A 16,274-nucleotide genomic window follows, 5' to 3' on the forward strand; every position below is an offset into this window, starting at 1 on the left:
CGGAGCTGGCGCTCGGTGGGCGGCCTGGGCGGGGGTGTACGGGCCAAACAACCCTTGCGGGAGCCAGTCACCGGGGCGTAGCGTGCCCGCCATGCGCACCTCATCGATGAAGGTGGCCCTGCTCGCGTGCCTCGCCTCGGGCGCCCTCGCCTGCGACAAGCCCACGCAGACCGAGGTCCCCGATGGCACCGGGGAGACCGCGGGAGACGCCGAGAGCCCCCCGCCCGCGCCCACCGAGGGCGCCGCGATCTTGCTGCGCGGGGGAACGGTGCTGACCGCGACGGGTCAAACCTTCGCGCCGGGGGCCGTGCTCATCCGCGGGGCGGACATCGCCGCGGTCGGGCCCGCCGACGCGGTCGAGGTGCCCGAGGACGCCGAGGTGATCGAGCTCGACGCCAGCGCCGTGATCACCCCGGGCATCATCGACACCCACTCGCACATGGGCGTCTACGCCTCGCCGGGCTTTCGGGCCCACGGCGACGGCAACGAGGTCGCCAGCCCGGTGACCCCCTACGTCCGGGCCGAGGAGGGCTTTTGGCCTCAGGACCCGCAGATCAACCACGCCATCGCGGGCGGGGTGACGGTCGCGCAGATCCTTCCGGGCTCCGCCAACCTCATCGGCGGGCGGACCTTCACCGTCAAGCTCCGGCCCAACTCGCGCTCGGCCGAGGACATGCGCTTCGCCGCCGCGCCGGCCGGGCTCAAGATGGCCTGCGGCGAGAACCCCAAGCGGGTCTACGGCGAAAAGGGCGGCCCGACCACGCGCATGGGCAACGTCGCGGGCTACCGCAAGGCCTTCCAGGAGGCCGTGGAGTACCAGCGCAGCTGGGACAGCTACGAGCGCGCCCTGGCGATGTGGGAGACCGAGTCGGACCGGCGCCCGCGCCCGTCTCGGTCCAGCGAAGATGGCGAGGGCGGAGGCGGAGGCGGCCGCAGGGAGTACCGCGAGCAGCCCCAGCCGCCGCCCCGGGACTTCGGCATGGACACCCTCGTCGGGGTCCTCGACGGCGACATCCTCGTGCACATGCACTGCTACCGCGCCGACGAGATGTCGCTGATGCTCGAGCTCGCGGCCAGCTTTGGCTTCTCGATCCGCAGCTTCCACCACGCCGTCGAGGCCTACAAGATCGCCGACCGCCTCGCCGCCGCCGAGACCTCGGTGTCGATCTGGGCGGACTGGTGGGGCTTCAAGGCCGAGGCCTACGACGGCGTGCGCGAGAACGCGGCCCTGTTCACCCAGGCCGGGGGCCGGGCGATCATCCACTCCGACTCCGCCGAGGGCATCCAGCGCCTCAACCAAGAGGCCGCCAAGGCGATGTTCGCCGGGCGGAAGGCAGGCATCGAGGTCACCCCCGAGCAGGCCCTCGAGTGGATCACCATCAACGCGGCCTGGGCCCTGGGCGTCGACGACGTGACCGGCAGCCTCGAGCCCGGCAAGGACGCCGACGTCGTCGTGTGGAGCGGCGACCCCTTCTCGGTCTACACCCGCGCCCAGGTCGTGTTCGTCGACGGGGAGCTCGTCTACGAGCGCGAGGGCGAGACCGGCCGCCCGCGCAGCGACTTCGACCTCGGCCTGCGCGACGACCTGCAGGAGGCACCCTGACCATGACCCGCCCCGCACTTCGCCTCTCGCTGGTCGTGCTGGCCTCGGCCCTGGCCTTCGCGCCGCCCTTCCTCTCGGCCGTTCAGGCCGCGCCGCCTGTCGCCGACAACCCGGACGCGAGCGAGCCCCAGGCCGCGCCCGCGACCTTGCTGATCCACGCCAAGATCCACGTCGGAGACGGGACGGTGATCGACGACGGCTCCGTGCTCATCGAGGACGGCAAGATCGCCAAGGTCCAGCCCGGAACCCTCGGGGCGGCCGACGCCCCCGGGGCCACGGTGGTCGACCTGGGCGGCAAGACCCTCACGCCCGGGCTGATCGCGGCGGACACGGCCCTGGGCCTGGTCGAGATCGGCCTCGAAGACAGCACCCACGACGAGGCGCGCCAGGACGAGAGCCCGATCCGCGCCAGCTACGACCCGGGCCCAGCGGTCAACGCCGACTCCTCGCTGATCGCCGTGCAGGCCATCGAGGGCATCACCACGGCCGCCGTCGCCCCCCGGGGCGGGCTGATCTCGGGCTCGGTCGCGTGGATCGACCTGCTGCCCAACGACCACCGGCGCATCGTCGCCGAGCGCTCCGTGGCCGTGGTCGCCAACGGCGGCCGGGCGGTGCAGGGCTCGCGGGCGGCGACCCTCGCCGAGCTGCGCCGGGCCTTCGAGGACGCCCAGTGGCTGCGCGAGAACGAGCGCAACTTCGACCGCGGGGCCGCCCGCGAGCTCGCTGGGCACCCGGCCGATCTCGAGGCGCTGTGGCCCGTGCTCGACGATGAGGTGCCCCTGGTCGTGCGCGCCAACCGGGCCAGCGATCTGCTCGCGCTCGTCGAGCTCGCCGGGGAGCTGGGCGTCGAGCTGACGATCCTCGGCGCGGCCGAGGGCTGGAAGGTCAAGGAAGAGCTCGCCGCCGCCAAGGTCCACGTCGTCGTCCAGCCGACCCGCAACCTCCCGGGCAGCCTCGACGGCCTCGGCTCGCGCATGGACAACGCCGCGCTCTTGCAGGCCGCGGGCGTGACCGTCGCGCTGGCCGTGTTCGACACCCACAACGTCCGCAACCTGACCCAGGAGGCGGGCATCGCCGTGGCCAACGGCCTCGACGCCAAGGCGGCCCTGAGCGCCGTGACCCTCAACGTGGCCAAGGCCTACGGACTCGACGACGACTACGGGACCATCGCCGTGGGCAAGGTCGCCAGCGTGGTCGTGTGGGACGGCGAGGATCCCTTCGAGTTCTCGACCTGGGCCGAGCAGGTCTACGTCCGCGGCGAGGCCCTGGACATGCGCTCGCGCCAGACCCAGCTGCGCGAGCGCTACCGCGAGCTCGACGGCTTCGCGCCCTGAGCGACGCGCCAGGGTCCGCGGCCCAGGGTCGCCGACGCGGCCACGCCGAGGTCGGCGGTCGGCAAGATCGCGCGAGAGAGCGAGCACTCGCCGGGGCACCCAGGGACCTGGTTCGAGGCCATGGTCGAGGCCAAGCAGGGCATCGAGAGCAACATCGTGACGCTCGGCATCATCAAGGACGACTCCCCCGATCACCTGCTGTTCATCGACCTGTTCACCCACGGGGCCGTCGGGCAGATCACCGCGTCGAGCTACGACACCTTCTTCGCGGACGCGATCGAAGGGTTGTCCGGGGCCTGCGACGAGTTCGTCCCGCCGCGCTAGCTTGTGCCTGACGCGCACCCCGAGTAGAAGGCGGTGTGTACGAGGCAAACGAGGTTCTGGTCGACGCGCAGCTTGGACGGTTGCGGGGTCTCTCGCGCTTGGCGGTGACTGGTTGTGCGGCGCTCGTCCTCTCGGCGTGTCCGGGGACGAGCGAAGAGGGCGAGGACGAGGTCGGGTCGACGGGCGAGACGGACACGACCGAGACCGAGGCGGACACCGGCGAGACGGACACGACGGACACCGAGACGGACACCGAGACCGATACGGGGGAGACGGAGACCGGAGACCCCAACGCGTGCTGGGAGGACCTCGCGGTCGGCGAGCTCGAGGTCCTCGCCGAGGGCTTCGACGGCGGCAGCGAGGGCATCACCTTCGGCCCCAACGGCGAGCTCTACGTGACCACCGACGGGACGGTCTGGAGCGTGTCGCCGGACGGCGAGGTCGCCGAGTACGCGACGGTGCCCGACGCCCTCGGCCTGGCCGCCCGCGCTGACGGGAGCCTCGTCGTGGCCTCGCTCGGCGTGTTCGGCGAGCCCGACGGAGCCGTCTACGTGGTCAGCCCCGACGCCGCGGTCAGCGAGCTCGCCGCGGGCATCGACAGCCCCAACTTCGTGGCCATCGCCCCCGACGGCAGCGCCCTGATCACCGACGACGTCGACACCCGCGTGTTCCGGGTCAGCGACGAGGGCGAGGTGTCGGTGATCATCGAGGACGTGCCCTCGCCCAACGGCATGGCCTACAGCCCCGACGGGCAGCGCTTTTACGTCGCCTCGACCTTCACCCCCGAGGGCCAGCTGACGGCCTACACCGTCGACGGCGAGGGTTTCCCCGACGAGAGCACCGGCGTCGAGATCCTCCACATCGGTCAGGGCTCGACCCCCGACGGCATCGCCGTCGACGAGAACGACCGGGTCTACGTCGCCGCCAACCTCTTCGGTGAGATCTGGGCCGTGGACGGGGGGCTGACCGAGCTGGGCGAGGGCGAGCTGGTCGCGGGGGAGCTCGAGAGCCCGGCGAGCCTCGCCTTTGGTCGCGGGCCGGACTTCGATCCGTGTTCGATCTACTACACCGAGCTATTCGGTACGCGGGTCATGCGTCTCGCCGTGGGAGTTCGAGGAGCGCCACTGTTCGACTGACGCCACGCCCTCCCTGCCCCACGTCCACGACTCAGAGGCTGTCAAACGAGTCCACGCCCCCGCTCGCGGGGGCGACCACCAGCCTTCTCGAAGGCACGAACCCCATTGCCCACCAAGCCATAGCGGAGGAGCGGATAGCGACGAAGCGCCCCCGGTCCCAGGCGCTTGTGGGGGCAAAACAGCACTCAGTTGCGGAGGCTCTGAGCCATGTACATCGCGCTGAGCTGACGGGTCGCGGTGAGCTTGGCGGCGAGCTCGAACAGGCCCTCGCGGCCGTCGGTGCCCGTGGCCTCGAACAGCGCCTTGCAGCGGGCCTGGACCGCGCGGGAGTCGACGCCGAGGGTGCGGGCGATGGCCCCGAGCTTGCGGCCGAAGAGCAGCAAGCTGGCGAGCTCGCGCTGGGCCGCGTCGAGGCGGAAGGTCGCGTCGAGGTTGGCGACGAGGCCGTCGACGAAGCTGCCCGCGGGGGTGGGGCCGACCCGGGAGGGGCTCGAGGGCAGGCTGAAGGTGGGGGCGAAGGAGAAGGTGAGCTCGTAGGTGGTGGCGGCGGAGACGTTCATGGCGACCTCGATGAATTCAGAATGCGGCCCCGACCCCCGAACCGTCAGGGACACCAGTGCCACCGACGGGCCTCCGACGCTCCGCTGGACCCGACCGCGCGGGCTGGCCCAGAGTTGGGTCGCAGAGCGCGAATTTGTGACTTTCGAGGTGTCCAAAAGCCCACTCGGCATGCCGGCGAACCGATGGGGGGTGGTCGCGAACCGGGCGTAACCGATGGTCACCACAGATCGCGGGGCTCGGGAGGTTCTGGCCCGAACCCCACCCTTGGTTGGAAACCCTCGGTGCGCGCATCCGACCAGGTGCAATTGGCCAACGAAGCGCGAAGAAACCCTCGTACCGCCGAATGGCGTCTCGGATCAGGCTTTATTCAATGAAGCATGAGCGTTCGCCGAAGTCCTGGATCGTCACTCTGACTCTCCCCGCCGCGCTGGCCCTGACCGCCTGCCAAGCGCCCCTGGACTACGGCGAACGCGTCGCTCCCACGGCCGACCAGCTCGAGGCCGTCTCGCTCATCAGCGAGTCCGCCTACCTCGCCAACAGCACCGTCGAGCGCCGCGGGACCCACCGCAAGATCCTCGCCATGCACGGCCTGCTCGCCGAGCTGCACACCCTCGCCGTGCTCGGCGACAGCCCCGTCGAAGCGACCAGCGTCGTCCCCGTGCTGCACCCGCTGTGCGTGTCCGGGGCCGCCAGCGTCGGCTACCGCTTCGACGACTGCCACGTCGACGAGTCCGGCCGGGTGTTCGGCGAGGCCTTGCTCGACGGCGGGACCCTCGACGTCGACCTGCACACCAACTGGGCCCACGACGGGGAAGCGTTCAACGGGACCCAACTGCACGGCAACTTCGAGCGCATCGACGGGCGCCTGCACGGGACCCTCGAGCAGCAGATCACCGTGCAGCTGCCGGGGCGGGGGAGCTTCCTGGGGATTGACCCGGGCGAGGGAACCGGCGACGTGCACACCTCGACGACCTGGGCGGTCGACTACGACGAGGAGCTCGGGTGCATCGTGGATGGCTGGGTCGAGATCGAGGTCGAGGCCTGGGGCGAGCGCAGCGGGACGCGCTACCTGTTTGATGGTTGCGACGAAGTCCGCTGGGTGCAGAACGCGGCCGACTAACTCCGCCCCGAAAAGCGCTCCACCATGTCCATGATGAAGCGCTGCTCCTCATCAGCGATGAACCCGTCAGCCCCCGCGATGCGCCAAAGATCCGCCAGGATCCGCCGCAGCGCGTCGGGGTCGGCGCTGAGGCTCAGCTGGTTCGCGGCCTCCTGCGCGCACGCGAGCTGCTCGTCGACGCTGGGCCGGCGCTCGAACTCGGCCCGGGCCCAGCGGATCACGGTCTTGACCTCGGCCTCGGAGGCCTCGGGGGCCCAGCTGCGCAGCTGCTCGTGGACGACCTTGACCTCCTCGGGGTCGACGACGCCGTCGGCGTGGCTGAGGGTGAGGTAGAGGTAGGCGGTGGCGAGCAGGCGCGGGTCGGGGGTCAGGCCGAGCAAGCTGGTGACCTTGACGATGAAGCGCAGCTCTTCGTCGGGGACGCGGCCGTCGACGCCGGCGATCTCGTAGAGGTCGGCCAGGATCGCGGCGAGCTGCTTGCGCTCGAGCAGGCGCTGGAGGTCCTCGCAGGCCTCGCTAACGCGCTTGTTGCGGGCGGCGAGGCCCCCGTCGGGGCTGGCCTTGGCCATGGCCTGGAAGTCGGCGAGGGTGTGGCGCAAGAGGGTGCCGACGTCGCGGCGGGCCAGGGAGCTGCGCCACTCGTGGACGCGCTCGACGATGAGCTCGGTCTCGGCCCCGTCGAGTTCGCCGTCGCTGGCCGCCAGCGCCACGTAGAGGGTGCTGAGCATGGTCAGCTCTGGGGGCATGGGCACCCGGGCCCCGCGCACGTCGATGGGCGCGCTGGTGACCCGCTTGCGGGCGAGGATGGGGGCGCGCCGGACCTGCGGCCGGGGCGGGCGCTTGCGCTTGCCGGCGCCGGGCACCTCGTAGTCCGCCGGGACGGCCGCGAGGGCGTCGGCGAACGCGGCCATGGTCTGGAAGCGGTCGTCGGCGGCCTTGGCCATGGCCCGGAGCACGGCGACCTCGACCGCGGGCGGGATGCCGGCGTGGGGCGAGACCTCGCGCAGCTTGGGCGCGGGGTCCTCGATGTGCATGTCGAGCATGCGCGTGGGGTTGACGTCGTCGAAGGGCAGCTGGCCCGAGAGCAGCTCGAAGGCCAGGCAGCCGAGGGCGTAGATGTCGGCCCGGGAGTCGACGGACTGGGCCATGGCCTGCTCCGGGGACATGTAGGCCACGGTCCCGAACACCATGCCCGTCTGGGTCAGCCCGGCCTCGTCCTCGATCTTGGCGATGCCGAAGTCGAGCAGCTTGACGTAGTCGGGGTTGCCGTCGCGGTGCACGAGCACGACGTTGCTGGGCTTCATGTCGCGGTGGATCACCCCGACCTTGTGGGCGGCCCCGAGCGCCCGGGCGATCTGGATGAGGATGCCGCGGGCGCGGGCCCAGGGCATGCGGCCCTCGCGGTTGAGCAGGTCCTCGAGCTCGTTGCCCTCGAGGAACTCCATCACGAAGTAGGCCCCGCCCTCGGGGATGTTGCCGACGTCGATGATGTCGACGATGTTCTCGTGGCCGATGCGCGACGCGGCCCGGGCCTCTCGCAAGAAGCGCTCGATCAGCGAGCGGTCCATGCCGAACTCGTGGCGCAGGACCTTGATGGCCACGGGCCGGTCGAGGCCGACGTGCTGCCCGCGGTAGACCTGGCCCATGCCGCCCTCGCCGACGAGCTCGAGGACTTTGTAGCGGTTGCCGAGGACCGCTCCGAGGAGCGGGTCTTCTGCGCTGTGGGGGTCTTCGCGGGGCACGCGGTCTCCGGGCCCCAGCCTAGCAGAGACGCGCTGGGGCCCGCGCCCTGAAATGCCCGCTAGCGAGAGGGAGCGCTCACCACACGCGGCTCACGCCGCGCTCGTCGGTGAAGGCGTCGAGCTCGTCCCACACGCGCGCGACGACCTCGTCGTAGTGCTCGGCCACGAGGGGGTGGACCAGCTCGGGGACCGCGAAGCCCTCGGGCGCCGGGACGCCGTAGGTGGCCGTGGTCGTGATCAGGCCGGCGAGGAAGTAGAGGGTCGGCCGGCCGTGGGGCGCGTCGTCCTCGTAGAGATCCTCGACCGGGATCGCGCTCAGGGGCGAGTCCGTCAGCAGCGTGGCGAGGATCGGGCCGACGGGGATCATGCGCACGTTGGCGTCGGGGGCTGCGACCAGCACCGCGTCCTGGTAGTCGAGCCACCAGTCGTGGAAGTCCGCGAGGGTGTGCTCGTGGTAGCCGGCGAGCTCGCCCGGGGTGGGCGGGAAGCTGGCGATGAAGCCGGCCATGTCGGGCCAGTTCTCGTAGATGTAGACCTGCGCCCCGGGCTCTTGCTCCCCGACCCACTCGACGATCGTCGTCGTCGCGCTCACGGGGCTGTGGGCGTCGGGGTTCTCCCCGTCGTAGGGCTCGATCGCGGGCTTGTACTGCACGAAGTTCGCCGGGGTCAGCATCACCGTGGTGAAGTCCGCGTCGGCGAAGGGCTCGGCGTCCGAGTCCCACGGCGCGGGCACGATGTCGAAGCCCCACTGGGCGATGGGCGGCAAGTTGATGTGCTGGAGCAGGAAGCCGTACTGCCCGGTGGCCGCGTAGTCGTAGCCGGCCTCCTGGGCCAGCAGGTACTGCCAGTGGGGCACGGACAGCTCGTTGCTCGGGGGCGGGTCGTCGGTGAACTCATGGTTGATGAGGCTGTGCCCGAACACGAACATGCGCATGTCCGTGAGCAGGGGCTCGCCCGGCGTCCCGGTCGTGCTCGACTCTTCGCTGTCCGTCGACGACTCTTCGGCCTCGCTGGTGTCGGTGCTCGACTCGCTCGTGTCCGAAGACTCGCTCGAGTCGCTCGACTCCTCGGAGCTCGAGGCCTCGTCGTCTTGCTCGCCGGAGTCGCCGGGCTCTTCGCCGCCCGTCGAATCGTCGCCGTCGCCCTCGCCCTCGGTGCCGCCGCAGGCCGTCGTCGACAGGGCCAGGGCCAGGCTCAAGCTGACTACGCTCAAAGTTGAAGTCCAATGCATGCCTCCAGGAGTAGCAGCTCGGGCTCGAGTTGGGCCGAGCGCGGGCGAACTTTTTGGGGGGATGTGCGGCTCGCAACTGCAAACGAAGTTGGCGATTCGAGCGCGATGCCCCGCGAATTCCGGCGATCTTTCGAATGGCCGATGCAGGCCCGAGGACCTAAGCTGGGCCCATGAAACGCAGCGGAGCTTGCCTGTGCGGAGCCGTGCGCTTTGACGCCGAGCTCGGAGACCACCAGCTCTCGACCTGTCACTGCGGCATGTGCCTGCGCTGGTCGGGCGGCCCGCCGCTGACTATCGGGACCCGCTCGCTGAGCTGGACGCAGGGCGAGGAGCACATCCGCACCTACGACTCTTCGACCATCGCCGAGCGGGGCTTTTGCTCGCGCTGCGGGACCAGCTTGTTCTATCGCCTGACCGCCGAGGGCCCCTACCGCGGCTTCACCTCGATCTTCCTGGGCGCCCTCGAAGACACCAGCGGCTTCGAGCTGAGCCGCGAGTGGTTCCACGACCAAAAGCCCGAGGGCTACGCCTTCGCCGGCGAGCGGACCGTGGTGACCGAAGCCGAAGCCATGGCGATGCTCGACGACGCCTGAGAACCAGCGAAGGTTCCCACGTCGAAGCCCAACGCGGCTGCAAAACCAACGAAAAGCCCCCTTCTAGGGGGCAGCAAGGCCTCCCAGGCCCTACAGCCTGGGAGCGAGCGGAGCTCGCGGACGCCAACCACCGACGCCCGCGGGGGTCCAAATCAATGAGGGCCGTGGCCGGTCGCGCCCTCGTTCTCGAGCTTCTTCTTGCGGTCGCGCTCCTCGAGGTACTCCCGCGCCTCCACCCAATCGGTCGCCTCGGCCGGCGCCTCCCCGGCGAGGAAGCGGCGGAAGGTCTTGTTGGGGTGCTCCTCGTCGAGCGGGGCGATGGCCCAGCGCAAGACCTCGTCGATGGTGCTGGCGAAGCGGATGTCGAGGGCCTTGAGGACGTTCTTGGGCACGTCGTGGAGGTCCTTCTCGTTGTCCTGGGGGCACACGACGATCTTCATGTCGCTGCGGTAGGCGGCGAGGATCTTCTCCTTGAGGCCGCCGATGGGCAGGACCTTGCCGCGCAGGTTGATCTCGCCGGTCATCGCGACCTCCTTGCGCACGGGGGCGCCGAGCAGGGCGGAGACGACCGAGGTGACCATGGTGACGCCCGCGCTCGGGCCGTCCTTGGGCACGGCGCCCTCGGGGAAGTGGATGTGGAAGTCCACGTGCTCGTAGAAGTCCGGGTCGAGGCCGAAGGTCAGGCAGCGCGAGCGGACGTAGGTCAGGCCGGCGCGGGCCGACTCCTGCATGACCTCGCCGAGCTTGCCGGTCAGGGTGACCTTGCCCTTGCCGGGGGTGATCGTGACCTCGGCGGGCAGCAGGTCGCCGCCGAAGATGGTCACGGCCAGGCCGTTGGTCATGCCGATCTGATCCTCGTCCTCACCGCGCTGGTACCGGAATTTGCGCGGCCCCAGGTACTTTTGGGTGATCTTGGCGTCGACCTTGAAGGTCTTCTTCTTCTTGTTGTCCTTGACGTAGTCGCGGGCGACCTTGCGGAGCACCGCCGCGATCTCCCGCTCGAGGGAGCGGACGCCGGCTTCCTTGGTGTAGTAGTTGATCAGCTCCTTGACGGCGCCGTCGCTGAAGTTGACCTCGACCTCGTCGAGGCCGTTGAGCTCGCGCTGCTTGGGCAGCAGGTACTGGCGGGCGATCTTGAGCTTGTCCTCGTCGGTGTAGCCCGTCAGCTGGATGATCTCCATGCGGTCCTGCAGGGGCAGGGGGATGGTGTGCAGGCTGTTGGCCGTGCACAGGAAGAGCACGTCGCTGAGGTCGTAGTCGAGGTCGAGGAAGTGGTCGACGAAGGCCTGGTTTTGCTCGGGGTCGAGGACCTCGAGCATGGCCGCCGAAGGATCGCCGCGGAAGTCCATGGACATCTTGTCGATCTCGTCGAGCAGGAACACCGGGTTCGACGAGCCGGACTTGCGCAGGCCCTGGATGATCTTGCCCGGCATCGCGCCGATGTAGGTGCGCCGGTGGCCGCGGATCTCGGCCTCGTCCCGCACGCCGCCCAGGGACACGCGCACGAACTTGCGGCCGGTGGCCCGGGCGACGGACTTGGCCAGCGAGGTCTTGCCGACGCCGGGCGGCCCGACGAGGCACAGGATCGGGCCCTTGACCTTCTTCACCAGCGCCTGCACGGCGAGGTACTCGACGATGCGCTCCTTGGGCTTCTCGAGCCCGTAGTGGTCCTCGTCGAGGATGACCTCGGCGTCGCTGATCTCGAGCTTGTCGCCGGTCTTGTCGGCCCAGGGGAGGGAGAGCACGGTGTCGATGTAGTTGCGGACGACGGTCGCCTCCGCGGACATCGGGCTCATCATCTTGAGCTTGCGCAGCTCCTTCTTGAGGCGCTCGGTCGCCTCCTTGGTCATCTTCTTGCGGCGAATCTTGTCCTCGAGCTCCTGCAGCTCGTTCTTGAACTCGTCTTGCGAGCCGAGCTCTTTTTGTATCGCCTGCATCTGCTCGTTGAGGTAGTACTCCTTTTGGTTCTTCTCCATCTGCTTCTTGACGCGCGTCCGGATCTTCTTCTCCACCTGGAGAATCTCGATCTCGTTCTGCATCAGCTCGTAGAGGGTCTCCAGCCGGGTCCAGACGTTCTCGGTCTCGAGCAGGTCTTGCTTGGCGGCGAGCTTGAAGTTGACGTGCGCGGCGATGGTGTCGGCCAGGCGCGAGGGGTTGTCGATGCTCTGCACGCTGACGGCGAGCTCGGGGGGCACGCGCTTGTTGAGCTTGACGTAGTTCTCGAAGGTGGCCTGGACCGAGCGCATCAGCGCCTGGAACTCGGGCTCTTGCTCCGGATCAATCTCGGGCGTCTCGACGATCTCGGCCTCGACCCAAAAGTACTTGTCCTCGGCGTCGAGGTACTCCTGGATGCGGGCGCGGCTCTTGCCCTCGACGAGGACCTTGACGGTGCCGTCGGGCAGGCGGAGGAGCTGGACGATGGTGCCGATGGTCCCGAAGTTGTGGATGCCGTCGGGCTTGGGGTCGTTGACCTTGGCCTTCTTCTGCGCGCACAGGAGAATCTGGCGGTCGGAGGCCATCGCCTCTTCGAGGGCGTTGATCGACTTCTCGCGACCCACGAACAGGGGGACGACCTCGTGGGGGAAGACGATCAGCTCTCGGAGGGGGAGGAGAGGGATTTTGACGGTTGCCATGACAGTGGTGGCCGCGGCAAAGCGATTCTCGCTGGAGTGCGAGCGAGCGTTTTGAGGGTCTGGGCCGAGGAAACGCTAGCACCGGGCCAAGGGGTGGTCAAACATCCGCCACCCACCCGAGGGGGCGAAAAACGCTTGTTTTCGGCAGTTTAGGCGATCGGCGGGGAGGCCGGTCTGGCGGGAGGGCCGACCCTCCAGGGGACCTCGCCGGGGGTCAGGTTGGAGGCCGGGTCGGGCCCCGGGTCGCACGCCACGCCAGGGTCCAACCTGGTGCCTTCGTCCTGCTCGGGTGTCCCGGTTGTGGTCCCGGTTTTGGAAGGGGAACTAGGCCGGCGGTGGCGCGGTGAACCACCGCCACAGGCGCGAGACCGCCGCGCCGACCAGGAAGGTCCACGGCACGCCTGGCTCGCCCGTCAGCGTGCCCACCATCGCGCCAATCTCGAGCAAGGGGGCGCCCTGAACCCACGAGGGCATGGACACGCCCAGGCGCTTGATCAGCGCCGCGGCGCGGGGCAGCACGAGCACGTTCTCGTCGTCGCCGCGCAGCCGGGCGCGGGCGTGGGCCAGGCACAGGAGCGAAGCCACGCCACCTGCTGCCAGGAGCACGAGGGCGGCCACGCTCGACCGATCGGTCTCGGCGATGAGCACGTAGGTCAGGCAGGCGATGAAGGTCGCGTGGGCGAGGGGTCGCGTGGCGCCTGCGAGGGTGTCGCCGGGGACCCAGACCTCCGGGCGGCCGTACTCGTCGCGGGGCGAGATGGCCTCGTCCCGCAAAAAGCGCAGCGGCGCGAGCAGTCGCGCGACGTGCACCCCGGCGAGCAGCAGCAGACCGGCGAACACGAGGGCGGCCCAGGAGTTGGCGAGCACGACCACGCCGGACGAGAGCGCGACGCCCAGGGCGATGAGCTCGAGCTGGGCGACGGCGAGGTTCGAGCGCGCGAGCCAGCGCAGGGTGCGGGTGCTGATCTCGCGGTGCCAGCGAGACTCGCCGGCGAGGGAGTGGCGCACGTGCTCGGTCTCGGTCCCGCGCCACCCGGAGGTGCGAGAACGGCGGGCCTCGGTGCGCAGCACCAGCCACTCGACGCGCTCGATGTCCTCGGTGTAGACGACCCGGGCCAGGTCCTCGGGGCCGAGGCCCTCGGGCCAGTCGAGCTCCTCGGACACGGGCAAGGTGATGGGCATCACGCCGAGATCGCCCGTGAAGCAGCCGGCCGGTCGCGCGACGCCGTCGTAGAGGGTGAAGCGCTCGTCCTCCTCGAGGGGGTGCTCGACCATCAGCCGGAGGATCCGCGGGTCGACGAAGGTGCCCTCGAACACAATCAGCCCGGGGCCGTGGAGGGGATCGCCCACGGACACCTCGCGGGAGCCCTCGGGCGCGAGGGCGAGGCCGGGGGCCGCGATGATCTCGGAGAAGCCCGCCTCCCGGGCGGCGCTGGCGATGCGCAGGCTCAGGGGGATGCCGAGCAGGCCGCGCTCGAGGGCGACCCGGGACTCGGGGTCGGGCAGCAAGACCAGGCGCGGGCCCACGCCGAGGCCCCCAGCGAACTCGGGATCGACGGCGGGCGGCGGGGGCTCGAGGTCGTCCCCGAGGCGATTCCAGCTGTCCTCACCCACGCGCGGCTCCAGTCCAGTTCTTCAGCCCTGCATCACCGCGCGCAGGAAGTCGGCGTCGATGCCCTCGAGACCCGGGACGATGCGGTGCGCCCGGCTCTGATCTTGGTGGCCTGGGGTCCCCGCGGGGAGGATGGTCGCCGAGGTCGCGACCACGCGCATGCCCGCGGCCAGGCCCGCGCCGATGCCCGCGTGGCTGTCCTCGAACACGAGGCAGCCCGCGGGGTCGACCTCGAGCATGCCCGCGGCCTTTAGGAAGCAGTCGGGGGCGGGCTTGCCGTTGGGGTAGTCCTCGGCGCCGAGCCAAAAGCGCAGCTGCTCGCCGAAGCCGAGGGAGACCAGGGCCTCCTCGATCTCGGCGCGGCTCGAGCCGGACACGATCGACACCGGGACGTTCAGCTCGACGAGCAGGGCGACGAGCTCGCGGGCGCCGGGCAGCACCTGGATGTCGATGCCCTCGGCGCGCAGCGAGGCCTTGGCTTCGTGGGCGCCGGCTAGGAACGCGGGCAGGTCGTCGCCGAGGCGCTCTTGGACCTTCAGCTCGGCGTGGATCTCTTGCCAGGCGTGGCCGATCACGAAGGCGCGCTCGCGGTCTTCCAGGGCCACGCCGCGGCTCGCCATGTAGCGGGTGATGGCCTCGGTGTGGAAGGATTCGCTGTCGACGAGGGTGCCGTCGAGATCGAGCAAGACCGCTTGGGGGAGCACGGAGGGGAGGGTACCCGATCTCGCGTCCCAGGGATCCGGGGGGGCAGCGGGTCGGCCAGAACGAGTCCTGTCCGTCCCTCTGTCTATTTTAGCCGTCGTGGACGACGCCACGCCCTCCCTGCCCCACGTCCACGACTCTGCGAGTCGGCCAGAGCGAGTCCAGCTTGCCCCTCTCGTCGACTTGGGCCGTCAGCCGCAGTGGTCGCAGGCGATGCCGGCGACCTCGCAATCGTCGATGGCGCGCTCGCAGGCGTTGGCGTAGGTGGCCTCGCCCTCGTGCTCCTCCGACATCTCGCAGATGCGGATCTCGAGCTCACAGATGGCCTCGCTCAAGCCGCAGACCGCGTCGCAGCGCTCGCGCTCGGCCTTCTTGGACAGGCGGGCCTGCTGCTTGTCTCCGCGGGTGTCCCGGCCGGCGGCGCGGGTCTCTTCGACGGGCTCGGGCTGAGCCTCGGCCTCGATCATCGGAGCCTCGTCGGCGTAGTTGTCCGAGTCGGTGGGCGGGGCGGGCTGTGTGGAGTTCGCGGCGGTCGGGGCCTTCGCGTGTCCGGGGGCGTCTCCTCCGAGCTCGCCAGCTACGGCCCCGTCGCCCTCCGTGACGCTCACGTCGAGGTCGGCCGCGTCGGTGGGCGGCGCCTCGGCGAAGCGGCGGTTCGAGGGCTCGAGGCCCAGGCCGCGCATCTGCAGCTCGAGGTCGTCGAGCTCCGCGAGGGGATCGCCCGCACCCTTCATGGGCGCGGCGTCCGGGGGCGCGGCTTCGTCGGCCATCGGCGCCTCGGTGGACGCGGATTGCTTCGCGCACGACAGCGGCGCGCCCCCGAGGAGCGCGAGCGCGGCCAGGGCAGCGGCGGCTCCGTGCACGGATCGTCGGCGAGAGGGCTCAGTCTTCACAGGCATCGCAGGCTCCAGACGCGACCTCGCAGTCGCCGGTGGCGCGCTCGCAGGCGGCCGAATAATCGTCTTCGTCGGGGTGGCGCTCGGCGAGCTCGCAGATCGCCTCGCGCAGCTCGCAGGTCGACTGGCCGAGGGCGCACAGCGACTCGCAGCGCTGGGCGGGATCGAGGCCCGGCGCCTGACCCTGGGCCGGACCCTGGACGGCCTTGGCCTCCGAGGGCTCAGCGTCCTTGGAGCGCTCGTCGCGGTCTTCCTCTTGCGCTTCTTCCTCGGCGCGGTCGTCGAAGACCCCGCTGTGGCTGGTGCCCTTGCTCTTGCCCCCGCCCCCCGCACCCGGAGCGGCCCCGGGCGCGCTGCCGGCGATCCCGTCGGTGCGCGGGCGCTTGCTCTCTTTTTTCTTCGAAGCGGCCTTGGGCTTCTTCTTCTTGGGCTTGGACTCGACCGGCTTGTTCGCGTCGGCCTTGGCCTCCGCGGTCTTGCTGGTCGCGGCGGTGTTGGCCTCGGCCGCGCTGCCAGAGCTGTCCCCCGGGAGGTCGAGGCCGAGGGCGCGCAGGCGGGCCTCGTTGGCCGCGAGGCGGCGCTCGTACTCTTCGAGATCCGGCGGCGCTTCGGCTTCGGCCGAGGCCGTGGGCTCGGGGGCGGGCTCGTCCTTGTGGGCGTCGCCGAGCTTCTCGTCGGCGCTCTTTTCGAGCTCGCGGGCGGTGTCGCGGGCGGGCGCCTCCTCGCTCATCACGCACGCGCCCACGCCAAGGGCCAAGAGCAGCGCCAAGGGGCGTGCCGCGGGCTT

The 16,274-nt window shown here is 70.3% G+C and carries 14 protein-coding genes; 6 read left to right on the forward strand and 8 right to left on the reverse strand.

Annotated features, from left to right (window positions below):
• The first annotated feature begins 91 nt into the window (after window positions 1-91).
• From PPSIR1_RS02205 to PPSIR1_RS02220, 4 genes are all read left to right on the forward strand, one after another.
• The gene (locus PPSIR1_RS02205) at window positions 92-1,603 is read left to right on the forward strand and encodes an amidohydrolase (RefSeq protein ID WP_045115226.1); all 1,512 of its coding nucleotides are present in this window, start codon (window positions 92-94) and stop codon (window positions 1,601-1,603) included.
• 2 nt (window positions 1,604-1,605) lie between these two features.
• Window positions 1,606-2,937 (forward strand): amidohydrolase family protein, encoded by a 1,332-nt coding sequence (locus PPSIR1_RS02210; protein WP_053335301.1) that lies wholly within the window; start codon window positions 1,606-1,608, stop codon window positions 2,935-2,937.
• A 120-nt stretch (window positions 2,938-3,057) separates the two neighbouring features.
• Entirely contained in the window at window positions 3,058-3,261 is a 204-nt protein-coding gene (locus tag PPSIR1_RS02215) for a hypothetical protein (RefSeq protein WP_006969346.1), read from the forward strand.
• Window positions 3,262-3,365: 104 nt separating this feature from the next.
• Window positions 3,366-4,397 (forward strand): SMP-30/gluconolactonase/LRE family protein, encoded by a 1,032-nt coding sequence (locus PPSIR1_RS02220; protein ID WP_157595129.1) that lies wholly within the window; start codon window positions 3,366-3,368, stop codon window positions 4,395-4,397.
• 185 nt (window positions 4,398-4,582) lie between these two features.
• Here PPSIR1_RS02220 and PPSIR1_RS02225 read toward each other — a convergent pair whose 3' ends face one another.
• Window positions 4,583-4,957, reverse strand: coding sequence for a helix-turn-helix transcriptional regulator (locus PPSIR1_RS02225; RefSeq protein ID WP_006969348.1), 375 nt, complete (start codon window positions 4,955-4,957; stop codon window positions 4,583-4,585).
• Between the two features lie 371 nt (window positions 4,958-5,328).
• Here PPSIR1_RS02225 and PPSIR1_RS02230 point away from each other — a divergent pair, with 371 nt between their 5' ends.
• Window positions 5,329-6,078, forward strand: a complete 750-nt coding sequence (locus PPSIR1_RS02230; protein ID WP_006969349.1) for a hypothetical protein — start codon at window positions 5,329-5,331, stop codon at window positions 6,076-6,078.
• Here the strand turns inward: PPSIR1_RS02230 and PPSIR1_RS41610 are convergent.
• Both PPSIR1_RS41610 and PPSIR1_RS02240 read right to left on the reverse strand, forming a co-directional pair.
• A complete protein-coding gene (locus PPSIR1_RS41610; protein WP_006969350.1) occupies window positions 6,075-7,820 on the reverse strand; it encodes a protein kinase domain-containing protein in 1,746 nt (581 codons plus the stop codon). The genes PPSIR1_RS02230 and PPSIR1_RS41610 overlap by 4 nt on opposite strands.
• Before the next feature lie 76 nt (window positions 7,821-7,896).
• Entirely contained in the window at window positions 7,897-9,018 is a 1,122-nt protein-coding gene (locus tag PPSIR1_RS02240) for a hypothetical protein (protein WP_006969351.1), read from the reverse strand.
• A gap of 203 nt (window positions 9,019-9,221) precedes the next feature.
• Between PPSIR1_RS02240 and PPSIR1_RS02245 the strand changes: the two genes are divergently transcribed.
• Window positions 9,222-9,644, forward strand: coding sequence for a GFA family protein (locus PPSIR1_RS02245; RefSeq protein ID WP_006969352.1), 423 nt, complete (start codon window positions 9,222-9,224; stop codon window positions 9,642-9,644).
• Between the two features lie 152 nt (window positions 9,645-9,796).
• Here PPSIR1_RS02245 and lon read toward each other — a convergent pair whose 3' ends face one another.
• The 5 genes from lon to PPSIR1_RS02270 form a co-directional block, all read right to left on the reverse strand.
• Window positions 9,797-12,277 carry an endopeptidase La gene (gene lon, locus PPSIR1_RS02250; RefSeq protein ID WP_006969353.1) on the reverse strand — a complete coding sequence of 827 codons (2,481 nt, stop codon included), beginning with the start codon at window positions 12,275-12,277 and terminating at the stop codon, window positions 9,797-9,799.
• 324 nt (window positions 12,278-12,601) lie between these two features.
• Window positions 12,602-13,891: a hypothetical protein gene (locus PPSIR1_RS02255; RefSeq protein WP_006969354.1), complete on the reverse strand. Its 1,290-nt coding sequence runs from the start codon at window positions 13,889-13,891 to the stop codon at window positions 12,602-12,604.
• A 21-nt stretch (window positions 13,892-13,912) separates the two neighbouring features.
• On the reverse strand, window positions 13,913-14,593 hold the full coding sequence (locus tag PPSIR1_RS02260) for an HAD family hydrolase (protein ID WP_006969355.1): 681 nt from the start codon (window positions 14,591-14,593) through the stop codon (window positions 13,913-13,915).
• 189 nt (window positions 14,594-14,782) lie between these two features.
• The gene (locus tag PPSIR1_RS02265) at window positions 14,783-15,454 is read right to left on the reverse strand and encodes a hypothetical protein (RefSeq protein ID WP_006969356.1); all 672 of its coding nucleotides are present in this window, start codon (window positions 15,452-15,454) and stop codon (window positions 14,783-14,785) included.
• A gap of 19 nt (window positions 15,455-15,473) precedes the next feature.
• A complete protein-coding gene (locus PPSIR1_RS02270; RefSeq protein ID WP_045115227.1) occupies window positions 15,474-16,217 on the reverse strand; it encodes a hypothetical protein in 744 nt (247 codons plus the stop codon).
• Between the last annotated feature and the right edge of the window lie 57 nt (window positions 16,218-16,274).

The sequence above is a fragment of the Plesiocystis pacifica SIR-1 genome (assembly GCF_000170895.1).
GTDB lineage: Bacteria > Myxococcota_A > Polyangia > Nannocystales > Nannocystaceae > Plesiocystis > Plesiocystis pacifica.